Raw genomic sequence first — 17,683 nt, forward strand, 5'->3', positions numbered from 1 at the left:
CCCCTTCCCTCTCCTCCCCCCCCACCCCCCCCCTGTCCCCTTTTTTTTTTTTCCCCCCCCCCCCCCCAGGCCCGTGTGTTCAGTCCGCCTTCGGCACCTGCACGGTGGCCAGCACCCCGTCACCCAGGTGCAGGTAGGCACGCCCGGGCTGGGCGGCCTGACCGACGATGCCCCGCGGGATCCGCATGCCGATCAGCTCACCGTCGGTGATGCTCTGCGGTGCGATCAGCAGCCCGGCCCGATTGCGCTTGAGCTGCGTCAACCAGCCGGCCAGACCGAGGCTCAACGCCTCCGCGTTGCCCGCCACCACCAGACCCCACCCATTGCCTGCCGCACCGCGGGCCAGCATGTTCAGGTCACCGTCGATGTCCGACTGCGCGAGCAACTCGGCATCGTCGACCACCACCGCCCCGGTCTCCTCCGGGATGCTCTTCAGCAACTTCCGGAAGTCCACCGCGGCGACACCGGCGTCGGTCACCACCGCGGCCACGCCGGGACGCCCTGCCAGATCGCGCAACGGCGACCGGCGCGGCGCCACCACCAGCAGCCCCGTGCCGTTCTCCAGCAGCGAACGGGCCACCGTCAGCAACGCGGTGCTACGGCCCGAACGGGGCGGGCCGCCGATCGCGAAGGTCGGGATGTCGACGAAGTCCGGTCCGAGCGGGACCACCTCGTCACCACCCACCCCGACGAACGCGGTGAGAGCACGGCCGTTCTCCGGTGCCATCCGGCGCACGTCGGCGTACCCGATCAGGTCGGGCAGCGCCGCGAACCGGCGTGGCCGGGCGGCCGCAGGCACCACGGCGTCCCGGTCGGTGAGCTGCCGGGCTCCCTCGGTCAGCGCCGCTGCCTGCCCCTGCCCCGTGACGTCCGCGCCGAGCACCGCGATCTGTGCCTCGGCGTGATCGGCGAGCCGGATCGCCCGGCCCGGAACCTGCTCCGGCGGCACGTCCCGAAGGTTGAGGCCCAGCAGCGAATAGTCGCTGCGATCGTTGAGGCGCAGCACCAGCTTCTCCTCGGTGGCGCCGGCGAACCGGCCCGAGCCGAGAACCTTGTCGCCCGCCAGCACGACGTGGATGCCCACCCCGGCGCCGTCGCGCAACAACCGGGTCAGCCGTTCCAGATAGCTGCCGTTGTCGTACGTCGCGAAGTCCCGTTCGAACACCTCGAAGCGGTCCACCAGCAGCATCAGATGTGGCAGCCGCAGCTCCATCCGGGCGTTCCGGCGCTGCTCCGTCAGATCCGCCACGCCCTGCTCGCCGAAGAGCGACTGCCGCCGGGTCAACTCGGTGTTGAACCAGGTCAGCATGCGGTCCAGGCGCTCGGTCTGCAACCGGTCCACCACCGCGCCGCAGTGGGGCAGGCCGGCCAGCGGCAGGAGCGCCCCGTTGCCGCAGTCGATCGCGTAGACGTGCAGGTCGGCGGTGGAGTGCCGCGCCGCCAGCGCGGCCGCCAGGGTACGCAGCGCCTGCGAGCGGCCGCTGCGGCTGGACCCGATGAAGAAGACGTGCCCCGTGCGGTCGGCGTCGAACAGCAGTGGCTCGCGGCTCTGCGAGGCCGGCAGGTCGACGATGCCGTACGCGACCGCGCCCAGATCACCCGGCACTGCGGCTGCCGCGGGCCGGGGCAACTCCGCCCACTGCGCCACGTCGGCCAGCGGCGGCAGCCACGGGCTCGGCTGCCGTGGCACACCGAGCCGGTCGGTCGCCGCGACAATGGCATTGACCAGTTCCCTCAGGTCGGTGCCGGCCGGGCCGCCGGACGCGCCCCGGGACGCCTGCCGGGCGGGGACCGGATCACCCAGCCGGGTCCAGCCGACGTGGGCGACCTCGATGCGTACCTCGTCGGCGCGCTCTCCCACCACCGGACGCCTGCCACCGATGCGACCGGCCTGGAACGGCAGCAGCGCGGCGTACCCCAGGCGGGCGAAGGCCCGGCCCGGCGTACGCGGCGACAGCTCGCCCGCATCGGGTGCGTCGATGATGTCCCGGCTCTCACCCTGATCCGTGGTACGCAACGCGATCCGCAGGTTCGTGTTCGCCCGGATGTCCGGGGTCACCGCTCCGGACGGCCGCTGCGTCGCCAGCACCAGGTGGATACCGAGTGACCGGCCGCGCTGGGCGATGTTGACCAGACCGGTGACGAAGTCCGGCAGTTCCCGCACCATCGACGCGAACTCGTCGATCACCAGGACCAGCCGCGGCATCGGGGGCGTGCTCGCGTCCCGGGCCCGGCGCTCCTGGTAGCGGACGATGTCGGAGGCGCCCGCCTCGGCGAGCACGTGCTCGCGCCGGCGCAGCTCCGCGCCGAGCGAGGTCAGCGCCCGCTCCACCAGGTGGGTGTCCAGGTCGGTCACCATGCCGACGGTGTGCGGCAACTGCTCGCACTCGGCGAACGCGCTGCCGCCCTTGTAGTCGACCAGCACGAAGGTCATCTCGTCCGGCCGGTTCGCCACCGCCAGCGTCGCCACCAGGGTCTGCAGCAGCTCCGACTTGCCCGCGCCGGTGGTTCCCGCGATCAGGGCGTGCGGCCCGTCCCGCACCAGGTCGATCGCGAACCGGCCGTCCAACCCGGCACCGAGCACCGCCTCCGTGGTCCGTGGCCGGATCGCCCAGCCCGCCTCGATCTTCTCCGGGGTCGGTGGCTCCAGATCCAGGATGTCGAGCAGTCGCGCCGACGGTGGCAGGACCGCCTCGTCGCCGTCGCCGGAGATGCCCAACGGTGCCATGCGCCGGGCGACACGCTCGTACCATCCGGCATCGGGTTCGTCGGCACGGATGCCGGCGATCTGCGCCGCCTTCCCGGTCCGCACCGAGGCCCCGCCCGGACCGGACACCACCACGGCCCGGCACTCCTCCGGCAGCAGCCGCTCCTCCGGCTCCAGACAGAGCACGTAGACGCCGACCGGGGGGCCGTCACGAAGCACGGTGACCGCACCCGGCATCGACCGCACGCGCCGCGCGCCGTCGAACACGACCAGGATGTCCGGCTCCCCGGCGGCTGCACCGTGTTCGGCGCCGTTGTGCCGAGCACCGGCGGACCTCGCCGCGATCACCCGATTCAGCTCGGCGATGCGCCGCGACACCGACTCGGCGCTGGTGCCGATCCGGACGTACGCCTCCTCGCCGTCGGCCCGGACATGAGGCAACCAGCGCAACCACGACCAGCGGTGCTCACCGGTGGCCTCGGTGAGCACGCAGATACGAAGATCATCGGGGCTGTGCAGGACCGCTGCCTGCGCCACCAGCCAGGGCGCCAGGCGTGCCAGACGGTCCCCGGCCACACCGACCACACCGCTGTCCCGGACGTCCACGGCCACCGGAACCTGCCCCAGCTCGGGCACGGTGATCCGCCGATGCTCGTCCAGGGCCGGGTCCTCCACCCGGACCGCCGAGGGCATCGAGCACGTGCCGACCCGCAGCGCGAGGAAGTCGTCGTCGCGCCAGCGACGCTCCCACAGCCGCTCGCCGGGCAGGGTGGCGATACGCCCGGTGAATGCCGGGTCCGGGTAGGCGTACCGCCGGGCGCGCTGCTCCTCGAGAACGGCCTCGTCGATGTCGGCCCGTACCCGAGCGAGCTTCTCCTCGTACTCCTGCGTCTGCTCGGCGAAGCTCTGCTTACCGCGTCGCTTGGTGCCGAACTGGGTCAGCAACGCACCCAGCGGCGAGACCAGCGCCAGGAAGATGAACCGCCAGTTGCCCGTCGCGAGAATGCCCACCAGGGCACCGATCGCCGGCATCAACAGCAGAGTCGCCAGCGGGATGGGGCTCTTGTCCGGCTCGGTCGGCTCGACCGGCAACCGGAACTGTCCGCCTGGGATGTGCGGGAAGAACCGCGGCTGCCGGTTGAACTCCCAGGTGAAGCCGTCCGGCGCGCGAGTCAGCGGAGCCCGCAACGGCACCCCGGTCGCCAGCTCCAGCAGGACGCCGCCGATCCCCATCTGGCGGCCTGCCGGCCACTCGACGGTGCCGTCCAGTGGTTTGCCGTCCATCTCCATCGCCGACACGGCGGTCACCTCGACCGTACGCTCCGCGGTGACCAGTAGCCGGGCGGCGACCGGCGGCACGTCGCCGGCCAACCGCACCCGGCAGGCGGGCCCGCTGCCCACCTCGTACTCCCCGGGGGGCAGGAGCACGATGCCCCCGGCGCCCGGACCGCCCACCAGCCGCACCTCCACCGCGCCGGCCCGGCCGGCCGGGGACCGCGCCGGACGGTTCAGGCCCAGCTCGGCGCCGGCACCTACCCTCGCCTCGGCCAGCGACAACCGCGGGTCCAGCGGGGTTTCACCGTGAAAGAGCGTGCCCGGCCTCCTTCCGACGGCGCCGGCCAGCTCGGCGGTGAACGCACCCACCGAGGTACCCGGCTCCGCCTCCACCACCAGCGGCTCCGCAGCCGGCGAGGCGTCGGACATCACACTGACGTTGAGACGCACGTCGATCCTCCTCCTTCCATCGACAGCGGACACGCCCGGTGCTGATGTGCTCCGGGCGCGTCCGAGGGGGTTCTGTCGCCGCTGTCGTCAGCCGAGGCGCGAGCCGAGATCCTGGTCGGTGGAGGCGAACGCCTCCCCGACGGAGCGGACGTAGTTGCCGATCCCCTGCAGGCCCTGGTTGACCTGATCGAATCCCTTGGCGAACTCGTCGAAGAAGGGCTGGAACTTCTGCTGTGCCGCTGGGGTGCGATAACCCTGGGCGAGCAGGTTCTGCACCTTGCCCCGCACCTCGACCAATTTGTCCTGCAGTTGGGTGAAGTCGTTCAGCAGAGCCGCCGAGGTCTGGGCTGTCTCGTCACTGTTGACCGCGAAATCGGGCATGGTGATACTCCTTGATCTTCTGGTGGTCGCCGGCCTCGGCCGGCAGGGTTTCTAACTGCGGAATCTCTTGGTGAAACCAGTGCTGTCATCCGCAGCCGACGCACTCGTGGCCGCGTCGGCCGCAGCTGATACGGCACCCGCCTTGACCGCGGCCTCAACCAGTGCGTCGGCCGGCGACTCCTCGTCGTCCTCGTCCTCGTTCTGCCGGTTCTCGATGGCGGTCGAGGCCACGTCGCCCACTCCGCCGGAGACGGCCTTCTTCACCGCCTCGGCCGCGCGTTCCTCGATGGTGTCCTCGGCGTCCGATTCCGTATCGGCGCTTCGAGTGGGGGTGTCACCGTCAGAGGATGGCGAGTCGGCCTGCGGACCGGGTGCCTGTCCGCTCTCTGCACCGGGTTCGGATCGCGACCGCGGTCCCTCCGGACCGGACGTCGCCCCGCCGCCGACGGCGCCCGGCACACCCGCCGACGGTGCGGCCGGTGGGCCACCGGTGCCAGGAGCAGCGGGCACCGCGGCGGGTGGTGATGTGGCCGTGCTCGCGGTCTCCTGACCGCTACCACCCGACGGCGGCGCAGCCGGTCCCGAACCCTGCTGTCCGTCCGGCCCGGACGGATCTTCGGGCGCGACGCCGTCCGGCCCTCCTGGTACCGGATCGACCTGAGCCGGGCCTGCGGAGGTAGGGCCCTCCGCTGCCTGGCCCGCAACACCACCATCGGTCGTCGGCGCGAGGCCGGACGTGGAGCCGGCCGTGCCGTCCTCCACACGGCCGACCGGGTCCGGGGAAACTTCCCGAGGATCCGCCGCTGCCTGGCCCTCGCCAGGGTCCGAGCCTGCGGCCGGGCCGCCGCGCTCCGGTGCCGAAGCCCCGGCGTTCGCACCGGATCCGCCCGTGGCCGGGTCAGCCCCCGCCGTGTTGCTCGTACCGCCGGACGGGAAGTCGCTGCCGCCCGACGGCAAGCCGGTGCCCGATGGCACATCGAAGTCCGTGCCGCGCGAAACACCTTTCTGGAAGCCGTCGAGAACACCGCCGGCCGCCGCACCCGCCGCCGCGCCGCCGAAGATCGAGGCGGCGTTGAAGTCCGCGCTGTCCTTGTTGCCCAGCTTGTTGAGTCCGACGGTGGCGACCTCCTCGACGACGCCCTTACCGAAGTCCGCCACCACCTGCCTGCCGAGGGCGCCTCCCCGACCGCCGAACGTGAGGACACCGGTGATCAGGGTGCTGTTCCTGCCGATCTCACCGAAGGTCTTGGCGCCGCTGCGAGCCGTCGCGACCAGTCCGGGTGCCACACTCTTCGCGCCACGCGTGAACGAGCCGATGAGTTTCGCCCCGGGGACGAGGGTCACCAGGCCGACCAGAAGGGTGCCCAGTTCGAAGTTGCCGTTCGCGGCCTGGACCGCCGCCGTGACCACCACCGCCACTGCGGCGAGCACGATGCCGACCACGGGCAGGACCACCCCTACGACCGCGATCGCGATGTCGATGATCAGCCGGAAGATCGGGTTGTTCCGGAAGAAGTCGCCGATGCGCTGGAAGAATCTTCGCCGGGGCGGTGGTTTGATCGCTTTCGAGGCGGCGTCGTCGAGCGCCTGGTTGCATCGCGCGGAGGCCACCTCACGCAGCCGCCGGGCGTCCGCGGCGAGCCGCTGGGCGGCCGAGAGCTCAGCGCGCGCCCCGGCGATCTCCTCCGCCTGCGCCTTCACATCCGCCAACTCCACCGGTGTCGCCACGGCCGGCGACCGCGGCGCCGTACGCCGGGCGACCCCTACGGCGGCGGTGGCCTGATCCATCGCCGTGTCGATCCGTGTCTGCTGGTCACGCAGCGCCCGGGCGTACGTCCGGTACGCCTGCGCCGCCGCATCGAACGAGTCGACCGTCTGTTGCAGCTTTCGCGGCAGCCTGTCGAGCATGTCGCGAAGTTTCTCCATGGACTCACCGTTCGCCCGCGACAGCGAGCCGCCACGGCCGAGGACCCGTACACCGGTCTGGGCGTCATCCCGGATCTCCTCGTAGAGGCGAGCCAGTTGGTCGATCTGGTCCGGATCTCCCGGGGTCGGGTCCCGGTCCATGCCCAGGATGGCGAATCCGGAGGTGTGCCGCCTGCTCACGGACGATCCTCCGAACGGGCTGAGGGCGAGTTGCCGGACCCCGGCATCAACGACGCCAGTTCGGCACGCAGTGCACGCACCGCGTAGTGGGCGCGCGACTTGACGGTGCCGGGCGGGATGCCGATGGTCTTGGCGGCCTCGGTCACCGTGCTACGGCGGTAGTAGAGCTCGAAGATCACGTCGCGATGCTCGGCGGTGAGCCGGCGCAGCGCGGGCATCAGGTAGGCGGTGGCCACGACCGCGTCAGCGTGATCCTGCACCGGGCGTTGCAGGAGGTCCCACGCCTCGTCGGTGACCGGGTACGCCCGTCGTCCCCGCAGCACGTCGACAGCCGCGTTGTGCGCGACCGTGTACAACCAACTGCGAACCGAGCCTTCCCGTCCGACCAGCGCCTGCCGATGCCGCCACGCCCGCAGCAGCGTCTCCTGGTACACGTCGTCGGCGATGGTCCGGTTGCGGGTCAGCCGGGCGACGTACGCCCGGACCGACTCGCCATACCGGGCCACCAAGTCCGCATAGTTCTGTTCGGCGTCCAGCGCGTGACCTGAGACATGTACCGTCTCCAGATTCCGTGCCTGCCTGCAGGTCCGGGCCGTGGCCTCACGTGGCGATCCGCCGCGGCCGCTCCGGACGAACGGCTGGGCACCCTGCCTCAGTGCGTGCTGGAACTGTCCCTGTCGTACGTCGCCACCTGTGCCGACGGCATCGGTGACGGGAGCCTGGCCCGTAGTCACTGCGGCGATCTCTCCCTCGACATGCGGGTCCGCCGGTCCGGACCCGTTGGAAGCCTGCGGGAAGCGCCGCGCCGATACTTTTCGATCGTCTGAGGAATTTCTGAGGACGGACGGAAGGACCACGGGGTCGAACAAGGACGACCATCCGTTTCCGCTCGCTGTCACCCCCGTTGGCGCGGGCCCCGCCGTCGAGTGCGGTGGGTCGTGACAGACCGCCCGAGCGGCTCGGTGGTCCCGGACGTGCATGGCCGCGTCGCTGATCGGGCGGGGCAGCGGCAGCTACGCCCGATCTCGACCCTGACACCCGCTGGTCGCCTCTTCAACGTCGAGCGGGTACGCGTACGGGCAGGGCGCTCGCGTCCCGGCGCACGGCGGCGCGGTGGGCCCGCGCGGTCAGGGCCAGGGCCGGCAGGACGGCCACCGCGAGCGCCCCGCCGGTGAGTGCCATCAGGGCGTAGCTCCCGTGGGCGACGAGTAGGCCGGAGCCCATGCCGCCGGCGGCGCCGGCGACGGCGATGCCGACGTCGACGCTGCCCTGGGTCCTGGCCCGGGTGGCCAGGGGGACGGCGTCGGTGACGATGGCCGTGCCGGCGACCAGGCCGAGGTTCCAGCCCAGGCCCAGCAGGGCCAGCGCGATCGTGAGGGCGGGCACCGAGTGGGCGGGGGCCACGGCGGCGATCAGGCCGGTGACCAGCAGGGTGAGCGCGGACAGGGCGGCGACAGGGCGGGTGCCGAGGCGGTCGACGAGCCAGCCGGTCAGCGGCGACGGCAGGTACATGGCGCCGATGTGGATGCCGATGACCAGCCCGGTCGCCGCGGTGGAGTGGCCGTGGGCGCGCATGTGCACGGGAGTCATCGTCATGATCGCGACCATGACGAGTTGGCTGAGGACCAGCACCGTGGTCCCGAGCGGCAGATCGCCGGTGCGGGCGCGGCTGGCCGCGGCGAGTGCCGGGAGGTCCGATGCCGTCCCGTCGGGTGCGGGGGCGGCGGCTCGGAGGTGGGCCAGGCGCAGCGGGTCGGGGCGCAGCCAGAGCCCGAGTACGGCGGCGGCCGCTGCGTACGTGAGCGCGGCGAGCAGGAATGGTCCGGCCAGCGTCGGGATGCCCACGGTGTCGGCGAGCCGGCCGGTGGGGCCGGCGAGGTTGGGGCCGACGACGCCGCCGACGGTGGTGGCGACCAGCACGGTGCTCACCGCCCGACCGCGGCGTGCGGGTGCGGCGAGGTCGGCGCCGGCGTAGCGGGCCTGCAGGTTGGTGGCGGTGCCGGCGCCGTAGACGAACAGCGCGGCGAACAGCAGCGGCGCGCTGGACGCGGCGGCGGCGACGACCACGCCCAGGGCGCCGACGGCGCCGACGCCGTAGCCGAGGGCGAGGCCGGGGCGGCGGCCGAAACGCTGGGAGACGCGTCCGACGGTGATCGCGGCGAGGGCGGAGCCGACGGTGAACAGGGCGCTGGGCACGCCGGCGAGGCTGGTGGAGCCGAGCATGTCCTCGGCCAGCAGGGCGCCGACGGTGATGCCGGCGGACAGGCCGGCGCCGCTGAGCAGTTGGGAGAGCACCAGAACGGTCAGGATGCGCCGCTGCTCGGGTGCCTCGCGCTGGTCGTCGGGCATGTCGATCCCCGCGACAGGATCGTGGTCGCGGTGCAGGGTGCGCGGCGGGTCCGCCGGTGCGGGGCCGGTGGCTCGGTGGCGGGCCGGCCTCATCGTGCGCCGCCGTGGTGCAGCCAGCGCAGGTGCTCGACGCCGCCGAGCAGCTCCAGGCGTCGCCACAGTACGCTGCCGGGCACCGCCTGGCTGGGGTGGCGGTTCACGGCGGCGAGCTGGCGGGCCCGGTCGACCGGAACGGTCAGGTCGATGTCCGTGGCCGGGTGACCGGCGAACGTGGCGCGGTACTCGGCGTTGAGCGTCTCTGCCACCTCGTCCGGCAGCGTCCAGCCGAGCACCGGAAGGCGGGCCGCCACGGCGGCGTCGAGGGCGGCGGCGGTGGCCGCCCGGTGGTCAGGATGTCCGGTGACGCCGCCGGGGTCGAAGACCACGATCCGTCGGCGGCGACTTTCCTGGCGGTGGCGGACACCTGGGTTCTCAGCAAGGGGCGGGGCAGGTCGGCCAGTCGCCCGTCCGGGTGATCCAGCAGCTCGACCGTGCGCACCCCGAGCGCCTGGGCCGCGGCGGCCAGCTCGGCGGCGCGCACGGTGCCCAGGTCGCCGGGCACGCCGTGCAGGGTGGACGCCTCGCCGTGGGTCAGGCACAGCACCGTCACGTTCGCGCCCTGCGTGGCGAAGCCCGCGAGGACCGCGCCGAGGCCGAAGGACTCGTCGTCGGGGTGCGCGACCACGGCGAGTACGGTGCGCCAGGCGAGCAGGGTGCCGGCCGGAGCCAGGCGGTGAGATGCGGCACGTGGGCTGCTGCTGGTCATGGTCATGGCGGGCTTCCCGGAACGGTGGTCGGGGTGTCGGTCAGGTGAGCCCGACGATGTCGTCGGGCTCGTTCAGCGAAGGCAGGTGGTGTCGTCGCGGGCGTGGGGCGTGGTGTCAGGACAGCGCGATGAACAGCTTTTCCAGCTGTTGTTCGGTCAGAGCGGGCTGCGTGCCGTGCCGGCGGGCCGTCTCGCACTGGCGCATGCCGGCAGCGACCCCACCCACCACGACGATCTTCACGGTCTCCTCCGCGGTTCGGCTGTCCTCGATCACTGTCGAAGATACCCCCGGGGGTATCCTCTCGGAAGGGACCAAGGTCCCCTGCCACCGAACCGCACCTCGCCTTCAGCCGGGCAGCGCCGAGCGTCCGGGAAGCGACCACGCGGAGTCGTCGCGGATCTTGAGTCTCTGCGGTGAACGCCGGTTGTGTGGGTAGGCTCCGCTCGGCTGGCCGAGCTGGACGGGGAGTCCGACATCGAACGGCTGTTGGCGGCGCCGCCACGCTGGCGTTGACGGGGCCTGACGTTGGGCGTCACCGTCAGCCGGCGGAGGCTGCTGCCGGCCGTGATGTTGCCGTTCCTGCTGCAGCTCGCAGTGCAGGGTTGGTGTCCGCGGGTGTCGTTGTTCGGCGCCTCGATGTGCGGACCTGCATCGAGATCGACGCGGAACGGTACGCGTCGAAGATCCTGCGCGGAGACTTCCGCGACGTCCGCCGGTGGTGCGGACGGCGCCCGGCGTGCGGTGCGGGCACGGCGGCGGCGTGTCGGGCCGCGGCGGGAGCGACCGCCAGCTGCCAGGCGGGGTAGCCGTCCGTCCGGGAGCGCCCCGGTCGAGGCGGTTCCAGCGCATCCCTGATCAGCGGATCGGACCTCCCCGCCATCTCCAGGAGGCCGGCGCGGCGGCTCGCGGGCGAGGCCGAGCGCCGGATGACGTCGACGAACAGCTTCTCGCCGGTCTCGTGCATCGGCGCCATGGCTGTCAGCTGCCCATCCGGACATCAGGCGCACGTCGGGCCTGCACCCGCGGCAAGCACGACGTGGTGAAGAAGATCGAGCGGGTGGACGGAGTGGGTGTGCCTCGAAGCGCAGACAGACACCCAACCACCACTCTCAGTAGTACCGGTGGTGGCGAACGGGTTGCCGCGTACGCGCTGCGTTCGGCAAGAGTTCTGCGGTCAGAGTTGACGGTAACGGAGCCGGCGGGTCTGGAGGCGTGCCGCCGGATCGGCGTCGAGCAGGGTGGCCAGTTCGTACGCCAGTACCGCCGCCAGTCGGTCGAGGAACGCCTCGGGCTCGTCGGCGGCGTCGGGTCGCTCGGCCACGATCCGGTCCACGATGCCCCTTGTCCGTAGGTCCTGCGCGCGGATGCCCTGCGCGGCGGAGACCTGCGGCGCCCGCTCGACGGTCCGATGGAGGATCGCCGACGCGCCCTCGGGTGGGAGCGGCGAGAGCCAGCCGTGCGCTGCGGCGACGACACGGTCGGTCGGCAGCAGGGCGAGAGCGGCGCCGCCGCTGCCCTGCCCCAGCAACACGCACAGGGTCGGCACCGGCAGGGTGACGAGATCGGCAAGGCAATGGGCGATCTCTCCGGCAAGGCCACCCTCCTCGGCCTGGGGCGAGAGCGCGGCGCCAGGCGTGTCGACAACGGTGACGACGGGCAGGCCCAACTCGGCGGCGAGCTTGAACCCCCGCCGGACGGCCCGCAGGCCGGCGGGGTCGGGCGGGCTGTCGCGCCGGTCGTGTCCGACGACCAGGGCGGGGGCTGCCTCGAAGCGGGCCAGCGCCACGATCACTCCAGCTCCGGTTTCGCCACTCTGGGTGCCGTGCAACGGCACGACGTCGCGGCCGGCGTGTTTCAGCAGTCGGCGGATTCCGGGACGGTCCGCCCGGCGGGATCGCCGGACGGCGTCCCAGGCAGTGGGTTCACCGGGCGGGTCTTCCCTCGGGATCGGCGTACGGGGGAGGCGGCGCGGCGCGCTGAGGGTGGCCAGCGCTCGCTCGGCCAGCGGCGCCACCTGCTCCGGCGCAACGACCGCGTCGACCAGACCGTGTTCGTGGAGGTTCTCGGCGACCTGTACGCCGGGCGGGAACGGCGAGCCGGTCAGCGCCTCGTGCACCTTCGGCCCGAGGAAGCCGATCAGCGCGCCCGGCTCGGCGACTGTCAGGTGCCCGAGGGACCCCCACGATGCGTACACGCCACCGGTTGTCGGGTGCCGCAGATATACGAGGTATGGCAGTCCTGCGGCCTTGTGCGCGGTGATCGCCTGGCTGATCTTGACCATCTGCAGGAACGCGATCGATCCTTCCTGCATCCGGGTGCCGCCACTCGCGGGCGCGGCAAGCAACGGAATCCGCTCGGCGGTCGCCCGCTCGACGGCCCGGGTGAGCCGCTCGGCCGCCGCGACGCCGATCGAGCCGCCGAGAAATGCGAACTCGCCGGCGATGACGGCGACGCGCCGCCCGCCGAGCCGGCCCGCGCCGGTGATGACGGCCTCGTCGAGGCCCGTAGTCCGGCGCGCGACGGCCAGGGCAGCGGCGTAGTCGGCGTCGAGCGGGGCCGGGTCGGCAAGCGCCTCATCCCATGACACCCACGTGCCGGGGTCGATGACCAGGTCGATCAGGTCCCGTGCCGATCTCCTCACGCCCGGTCTACCTCCGCGTACGGGCGGCCGCAGCCTGGACCGCGCTCGAAGGACGACTCCTCACTGCTGCGCTGGCTCGGCAGCGTCTGACAGCGTGCTTCCGAGGCAACCTCGTCGCCGGCCATGATCACACCATAGTCGTCGCGGGCCCGGGCAATGGAGAGAGACGATGACCTCGGAAGAATGGTCGGCGAGGGGTCCCGCGCAGGGGGGTGCCTTCCACGGAGGTCGACGCGTGTCGTCGGTCGACCAGTTCGGCGACCTGGCGCAGCTGCCGTGGGCCGCCGAGACCAGCAGGGCCGAGGTTTGGCCCACCCGCAGTCGGGGAGACGAAACGCATGCCGCTCGTCAAGATGGCCGGGGAGCAGGCCGCCCTGCAGTTCATGGAAGGAATGCGGGAGGTGGCCGCCGCCGCGACGCGGTACCGGGACGAGGCGTTGTTCGCGGCGCTGCTCAAGATGGCCAGGGCGGCCGCGTCCCAAGGCGTCCTGCTGGAGCCGCAGGGCGGCTTGTTCGCCCCGTGCCCGGTGTGCGATGCCTGGCCCGGCCAGAGCTGCATCAACGTTCCTGGCCATCTCCTGCACGACGATTTCCACCCTGAGCGGGTCGAGTTGGCCGCGAAGGTGCTCGCTGGAGAAGTGCCACCCCCATGATCTACCGCATCTTCCGCAGCTCTGTGTCGTGGCTGTTCGCGTACTCGCCTCGGCGGCGCAGCAGCACCAGGGCCATGGCGGGCAGCATCAGGACGTGCCCCCCGGTCATCACCGCCGACTCAGGGAGCGCGCCGACCCAGAACGGCACGAGCAGTACCGCGAACGACAGGAGCATCGCGACGTTCATCTCCACGATGCCCGCCGGACGGTGGCGACGGTAGGACATCCAGACCGTCATGCCGGTACCCATGCTGAGCATCATGACAACGACGCGCGCCTCGAGCCGATCAAGCACGTCGGCGTGGCCGAGCAGGGCGAGGGCGAGTCGTGCGGCCATGCCCAGCACCGCCATCCCGATGAACATCGCCGCCACCATCTCGACGAAGTGCCAGGACAGCCGGCGCCATGGGATACCGGTGGCGCCCGCTCTGGTGGTTGTCTCGTCTGAGGCGGTCACCGTCGCCGTCCCTTCGCAGCCAAGATCATCCCTGCCTTCTCGGTTCGGGGGTGGCGTGTCCCGTGGTCGTCGTCGCCACGTCGGACCACGCTGCCTCCGCGCCACTGTGGCCGATGCGGACAACCGATGCGACAACGCCTGCGGCGGCGACCACGGCAACGATGGCCACCAGGACGGCCGTCAGCCGGGCTGCGCGGGCGGGGCCGGGAATGTCGTCCGGACCGCCCGACCCACCGTCCGCCTCGGCCGGGCGTGTCCGGATCATCTCCCCGCGGCGTAGCCAGCCGGTCGCCCCGGCTGCGAGCACGAGCGCGATCACCCAGGGCAGCAGGCCGGTACCGAGATCGCGGTGCCGGTCGATCAGTTCGCTCGCGGGGAGACGTCCGCGCAGGGCGTCGCCCGACTGTACGGTCATCGGTACCAGGACCAACGCCAGCGTGCTCAACGCGAGCGCGAGGGGACCGGTTCGGGCGCGGAACGTGGGCCACACCCCAGCCAGTGCGACGGCCAGCGCGGCGGCCGGCACCACGACCGCTGTGGCGTGCACGATCAACGGGTGCATCGGCAGGCCGGCGAGGGTGTCGAACATGAGACTCCAACCCTTCCGGCCGGCGAGCAACGAGCGGCCACGTGGCCGCGGCGTGATCCCCGGCAGCGGATGCGGCGCGAGCGGCGGATCGGTGGACCGCCGGCCCGACTCTAGACGAACTGCGACATGAGTGTCTAGCTTGTGGAGTGGTCAAGGGTACGTCTCACGCCCGTGCCGCAGTTCAGTCACCCGGGTCCGAAGGCACGTTCTGACAGCACGAGACCGTCGCGCGGGTACGCGGGGCCGGTGAACGGTGGGAGGATCGATGGCACGAATCGGCAGGCGTCCGGTGGGCTCGGGCACGCGCGAGATCATTCTCGCCGCCGCGCGGGACGCCTTCGCCGCGCGCGGCTTCGGTGGGGTCACGATCCGGCAGATTGCTTCGACCGCCGCCGTGGACCCCGCACTGGTGCACCACTACTTCGGCACCAAGGAGCAGCTTTTCCTCACCGTCCTGCGCAGCGCGGTCGATGCGGACCGAATCCTCGCACAATTGCTTGCCGGTGGTGTCGACACGCTGGGGGAGCGGATCGTTGCCCAATTCCTCCGACTGTGGGAGGGCGGTGCGGGTGCGAACGCCAGCGCGTTGCTACGTACGGCGGCGACGGCCGACCAGATCGCACGGCTGGTCCGGGAGGTCCTCTTTCCCGACGTGGTCGACGCGGTGATGAGCAAATGCGGGCTCGATCCGGGCGAGGCGCCCCTACGGGTGGCGTTGGCGGTCTCGCAGCTGTCCGGCCTTGCGTTCACTCGCTACCTGGTCGGGCTGGAGCCGCTGGCGACGGCACCGGCCGACACCGTGATCTGCACCGTCGGCGCGACTCTGCAGCGGTACCTGACCGGTGAGTTGCCGGTGCCGAACCGGTAGTCGCGACGAGCGGTATCGGCGGCTGGGCTTCGCCCTGCCGGGCGCACGACCTGGTCGGAACTCGCCGTCCATCCGGAACAGGTGCCCGTGCCCGGATGACCTGTTGGGACCCGGCCGCAACGCGGTCGGGCCCCGATAGGGGGGGGGCGGGAGGATCAGGCAGCGGAACCCGCCCCGTCGGCGGCCTCCCGCAGCGTCCGAGGATCGGCTCCACCGTCCGTTTCTGCCAGCTCCGCCGGCGTGCCGGCGGCCCGCCGGCGCCGACGGCCCGGCATCCACCAGGCGGCCCGGCCGAGGATGGCGAGCAGCGCCGGGGTGAGCACGAGCATGGCGACGAGCGCGTACATCGCGATCGCGGTCGCCAGCCCGAAGCCGAACAGGTTGACCGTCCGCTGGTCGTTGAGGACGAAACTGGCGAAGACGACCACCATCACCGACGCGGCTGCCATGATCACGCGGGAGGTGGCGCCCATGCCCGTGACGATGGAACGCCGTGCGTCACCGGTCCTCTTGTACTCCTCGTGCACCCGGCTGAGCAGGAACACCGCGTAGTCGGTGGAGAGACCGAACAGGACGGCGAAGAGCATCACCGGGGCGAACGACTCGACCGGGCCGGGCTCGGCACCGATCAGCTCCGCCGGCCACCAGCCCCACTGGAAGACCGCCACCACCGGGCCGTACGCGGCGCCGACGGCGAGCAGGTTCATCACGACCGCGACGAGCGGGACCAGCAGGGAGCGGAACTCGACCAGCAGGACGAGGAAGGCCAGGCCGACCACGAGCAGCATGAACCAGAGCATCCGCTCGTCGAGCTTGTCGGCCAGGTCAATGCTCGTCGCCGTAGCTCCGCCGACGTGGGCCTCGGCCCCGTCCGCGGCCCTCGGCAGCACGTCGCTGCGCAGCTCGTGTACCAGGTGCTCGGTGGACTCGTCGTCCGGCGAGCCGGTGGGCACCACGGTCAGCACTGCCGTCCGCCCCTCCGGATCGATGCGCGGCGGGGACACCTGCGCCACGCCCTCGGTCCGCACCAGGTCGGCGCGCAGGTCGCCGCTGGCCTGCTGGACCTGCTGCGGGGAGGCGCCGGAGGGGTGGTCGACGGTCACCAGGAGCGGGCCCGTCATACCGGGACCGAAGTCCTCGGCCACCAGCTCGTACGCCTGCCGTTGGGTCGACTCCGCCGGCTGGGAGCCACCGTCGCCGGTGCCGAGTCGCAGCGAGGCCAGCGGAAGGGCCAGCACGACGAGGAGCGCGGCGGCCAGCGGCACGGCGAGCCACCGCCAGCGCTGCACCCCGCGGGCCCAGCGGTGCCAGCCGCCCTCCCGGCCCTCGCCGTGGTCGAACCGGATGCGCCGGATTCGCAGCCGGTCCAGCTTGCGGCCGAAGATCCCGAGCAGGGCGGGCAGCAGGGTCACCGCCGCCAGCAGGGTGGCCGCCACGGTGATGGCGCTGGCCAGCCCGAGAGCGGAGACGAACGGAATGCCGATCAGGTAGAGGCTGAGGATCGCGACGATGACCGTGGCCCCGGCGACGAGGACGGCACGCCCGGCCGTACGCATCGCCCGTTCGATCGACTGGGCGGGGTCCTGGCCCTGGGCGAGCCCTTCCCGGTGGCGGGTGACGACGAGCAGTGCGTAGTCGATGCCGACCCCGAGCCCGATCATGGCGGCGACCACCGGGCCGGAGGTGCCGATCGTCACCCAGTTGGTGAGCAGTTCGATCACCGCCAGCCCGAGGCCCAGCGCCATCAGGGCCGTGACGATCGGCACCACCATGGCTAACAGCGACCCGAAGGCGGCCAGCAGGACAACGACCGCGGCGATGAGCCCGTAGACCTCGCTACCCGAGGGGCCGGACTCCGTCTGCACGGCCGGGCCGCCGTACTCGACCTCCAGGCCCTGGTCGCGAAGCGGGTCGAAGGACGCCTGCGCCTGCTCGACCGCACCCTCCGGGATGTCCTTGGCGCGTTCCGTGAACTGCACGGTGGCGATGGCGGTCCGGCCGTCGTCGGAGACCAACCGCTGGCCGGGCCCGTACGGGGACTGCGCGGCGGCGACGTCGGAGTCGGCGCGCAGGTCCGCCAGGGCCGCGTCCACGGCGCGTTGGACCTCGGGCGAGGTCACCCCGTCGTCGCTGTGGATGACCACCTGCATGCCGTCGCCCGACATGTCCGGGAACCGCTCCCGCAACGTGTCGTACGCCGCCTGCGAGTCGGTGTTCGAGAGCGTCAGGTCGTTCGTGAACGATCCGCCGTACCGGTGGCCGCCTGCCAGCGCACCGACCAGCAACACAGCCCAGGTAATCACCACCAGCCAGCGGTGCCGTACCGAAAACCTACCGAGAGCAGTAAGCAAGGCTGAACCTCCTGAACGGGACAGGGGTGCGGCGGCGGACGCCGCATTCC

13 protein-coding genes and 1 pseudogene are annotated in these 17,683 nt (G+C 72.0%); 2 read left to right on the top strand and 12 right to left on the bottom strand.

Going from position 1 to position 17,683, the window contains the following annotated elements; all coding sequences use genetic code 11:
• Positions 1 to 79 precede the first annotated feature (79 nt).
• The 9 genes and pseudogenes from ACPFP2_RS00615 to ACPFP2_RS00655 form a co-directional block, all read right to left on the bottom strand.
• Positions 80 to 4,432 carry an FtsK/SpoIIIE domain-containing protein gene (locus tag ACPFP2_RS00615; protein ID WP_424084936.1) on the bottom strand — a complete coding sequence of 1,451 codons (4,353 nt, stop codon included), beginning with the start codon at positions 4,430 to 4,432 and terminating at the stop codon, positions 80 to 82.
• Positions 4,433 to 4,519: 87 nt separating this feature from the next.
• Complete coding sequence (locus ACPFP2_RS00620; RefSeq protein WP_074472999.1) at positions 4,520 to 4,813, bottom strand: WXG100 family type VII secretion target; 294 nt, start codon at positions 4,811 to 4,813, stop codon at positions 4,520 to 4,522.
• 51 nt (positions 4,814 to 4,864) lie between these two features.
• Positions 4,865 to 6,919 carry a hypothetical protein gene (locus ACPFP2_RS00625; RefSeq protein WP_424084938.1) on the bottom strand — a complete coding sequence of 685 codons (2,055 nt, stop codon included), beginning with the start codon at positions 6,917 to 6,919 and terminating at the stop codon, positions 4,865 to 4,867.
• On the bottom strand, positions 6,916 to 7,425 hold the full coding sequence (locus ACPFP2_RS00630; protein ID WP_424085671.1) for a sigma-70 family RNA polymerase sigma factor: 510 nt from the start codon (positions 7,423 to 7,425) through the stop codon (positions 6,916 to 6,918). Before ACPFP2_RS00630 ends, ACPFP2_RS00625 begins: the two co-directional genes overlap by 4 nt.
• 547 nt (positions 7,426 to 7,972) lie before the next feature.
• Positions 7,973 to 9,268 carry an MFS transporter gene (locus tag ACPFP2_RS00635; protein WP_424084940.1) on the bottom strand — a complete coding sequence of 432 codons (1,296 nt, stop codon included), beginning with the start codon at positions 9,266 to 9,268 and terminating at the stop codon, positions 7,973 to 7,975.
• An 89-nt stretch (positions 9,269 to 9,357) separates the two neighbouring features.
• Positions 9,358 to 9,693, bottom strand: coding sequence for a hypothetical protein (locus tag ACPFP2_RS00640; RefSeq protein ID WP_424085704.1), 336 nt, complete (start codon positions 9,691 to 9,693; stop codon positions 9,358 to 9,360).
• Positions 9,694 to 9,758: 65 nt separating this feature from the next.
• Positions 9,759 to 10,079: pseudogene (locus ACPFP2_RS00645) on the bottom strand (PIG-L deacetylase family protein); the annotation flags it as partial.
• A gap of 109 nt (positions 10,080 to 10,188) precedes the next feature.
• Positions 10,189 to 10,314 carry a hypothetical protein gene (locus ACPFP2_RS00650; protein WP_424084942.1) on the bottom strand — a complete coding sequence of 42 codons (126 nt, stop codon included), beginning with the start codon at positions 10,312 to 10,314 and terminating at the stop codon, positions 10,189 to 10,191.
• A 934-nt stretch (positions 10,315 to 11,248) separates the two neighbouring features.
• A complete protein-coding gene (locus tag ACPFP2_RS00655; protein ID WP_424084944.1) occupies positions 11,249 to 12,715 on the bottom strand; it encodes a carboxyl transferase domain-containing protein in 1,467 nt (488 codons plus the stop codon).
• Between the two features lie 338 nt (positions 12,716 to 13,053).
• Here ACPFP2_RS00655 and ACPFP2_RS00660 point away from each other — a divergent pair, with 338 nt between their 5' ends.
• Positions 13,054 to 13,368 (top strand): zinc finger domain-containing protein, encoded by a 315-nt coding sequence (locus tag ACPFP2_RS00660; protein ID WP_424084946.1) that lies wholly within the window; start codon positions 13,054 to 13,056, stop codon positions 13,366 to 13,368.
• A gap of 1 nt (position 13,369) precedes the next feature.
• On the opposite strand, the gene ACPFP2_RS00665 is transcribed toward ACPFP2_RS00660, so the two are convergent.
• Together ACPFP2_RS00665 and ACPFP2_RS00670 are read right to left on the bottom strand one after the other, a co-directional pair.
• The gene (locus ACPFP2_RS00665) at positions 13,370 to 13,825 is read right to left on the bottom strand and encodes a hypothetical protein (protein ID WP_424084948.1); all 456 of its coding nucleotides are present in this window, start codon (positions 13,823 to 13,825) and stop codon (positions 13,370 to 13,372) included.
• 25 nt (positions 13,826 to 13,850) lie between these two features.
• The gene (locus ACPFP2_RS00670) at positions 13,851 to 14,414 is read right to left on the bottom strand and encodes a hypothetical protein (RefSeq protein WP_424084950.1); all 564 of its coding nucleotides are present in this window, start codon (positions 14,412 to 14,414) and stop codon (positions 13,851 to 13,853) included.
• A gap of 265 nt (positions 14,415 to 14,679) precedes the next feature.
• Here ACPFP2_RS00670 and ACPFP2_RS00675 point away from each other — a divergent pair, with 265 nt between their 5' ends.
• Positions 14,680 to 15,282, top strand: a complete 603-nt coding sequence (locus tag ACPFP2_RS00675; RefSeq protein ID WP_424084951.1) for a TetR family transcriptional regulator — start codon at positions 14,680 to 14,682, stop codon at positions 15,280 to 15,282.
• Positions 15,283 to 15,437: 155 nt separating this feature from the next.
• On the opposite strand, the gene ACPFP2_RS00680 is transcribed toward ACPFP2_RS00675, so the two are convergent.
• A complete protein-coding gene (locus ACPFP2_RS00680; protein WP_424084952.1) occupies positions 15,438 to 17,588 on the bottom strand; it encodes an MMPL family transporter in 2,151 nt (716 codons plus the stop codon).
• Between the last annotated feature and the right edge of the window lie 95 nt (positions 17,589 to 17,683).

Source organism: Micromonospora citrea (assembly GCF_049629545.1).
GTDB classification, from domain to species: Bacteria; Actinomycetota; Actinomycetes; order Mycobacteriales; family Micromonosporaceae; genus Micromonospora; species Micromonospora citrea_A.

Excerpts from the sequence above, each read along its gene's own strand:
- ACPFP2_RS00620 (WP_074472999.1), bottom strand. The coding sequence starts at position 4,813 with ATGCCCGATTTCGCGGTCAACAGTGACGAGACAGCCCAGACCTCGGCG.
- ACPFP2_RS00635 (WP_424084940.1), bottom strand. The coding sequence starts at position 9,268 with ATGCCCGACGACCAGCGCGAGGCACCCGAGCAGCGGCGCATCCTGACC.
- ACPFP2_RS00660 (WP_424084946.1), top strand. The coding sequence starts at position 13,054 with ATGCCGCTCGTCAAGATGGCCGGGGAGCAGGCCGCCCTGCAGTTCATG.
- ACPFP2_RS00670 (WP_424084950.1), bottom strand. The coding sequence starts at position 14,414 with ATGTTCGACACCCTCGCCGGCCTGCCGATGCACCCGTTGATCGTGCAC.
- ACPFP2_RS00675 (WP_424084951.1), top strand. The coding sequence starts at position 14,680 with ATGGCACGAATCGGCAGGCGTCCGGTGGGCTCGGGCACGCGCGAGATC.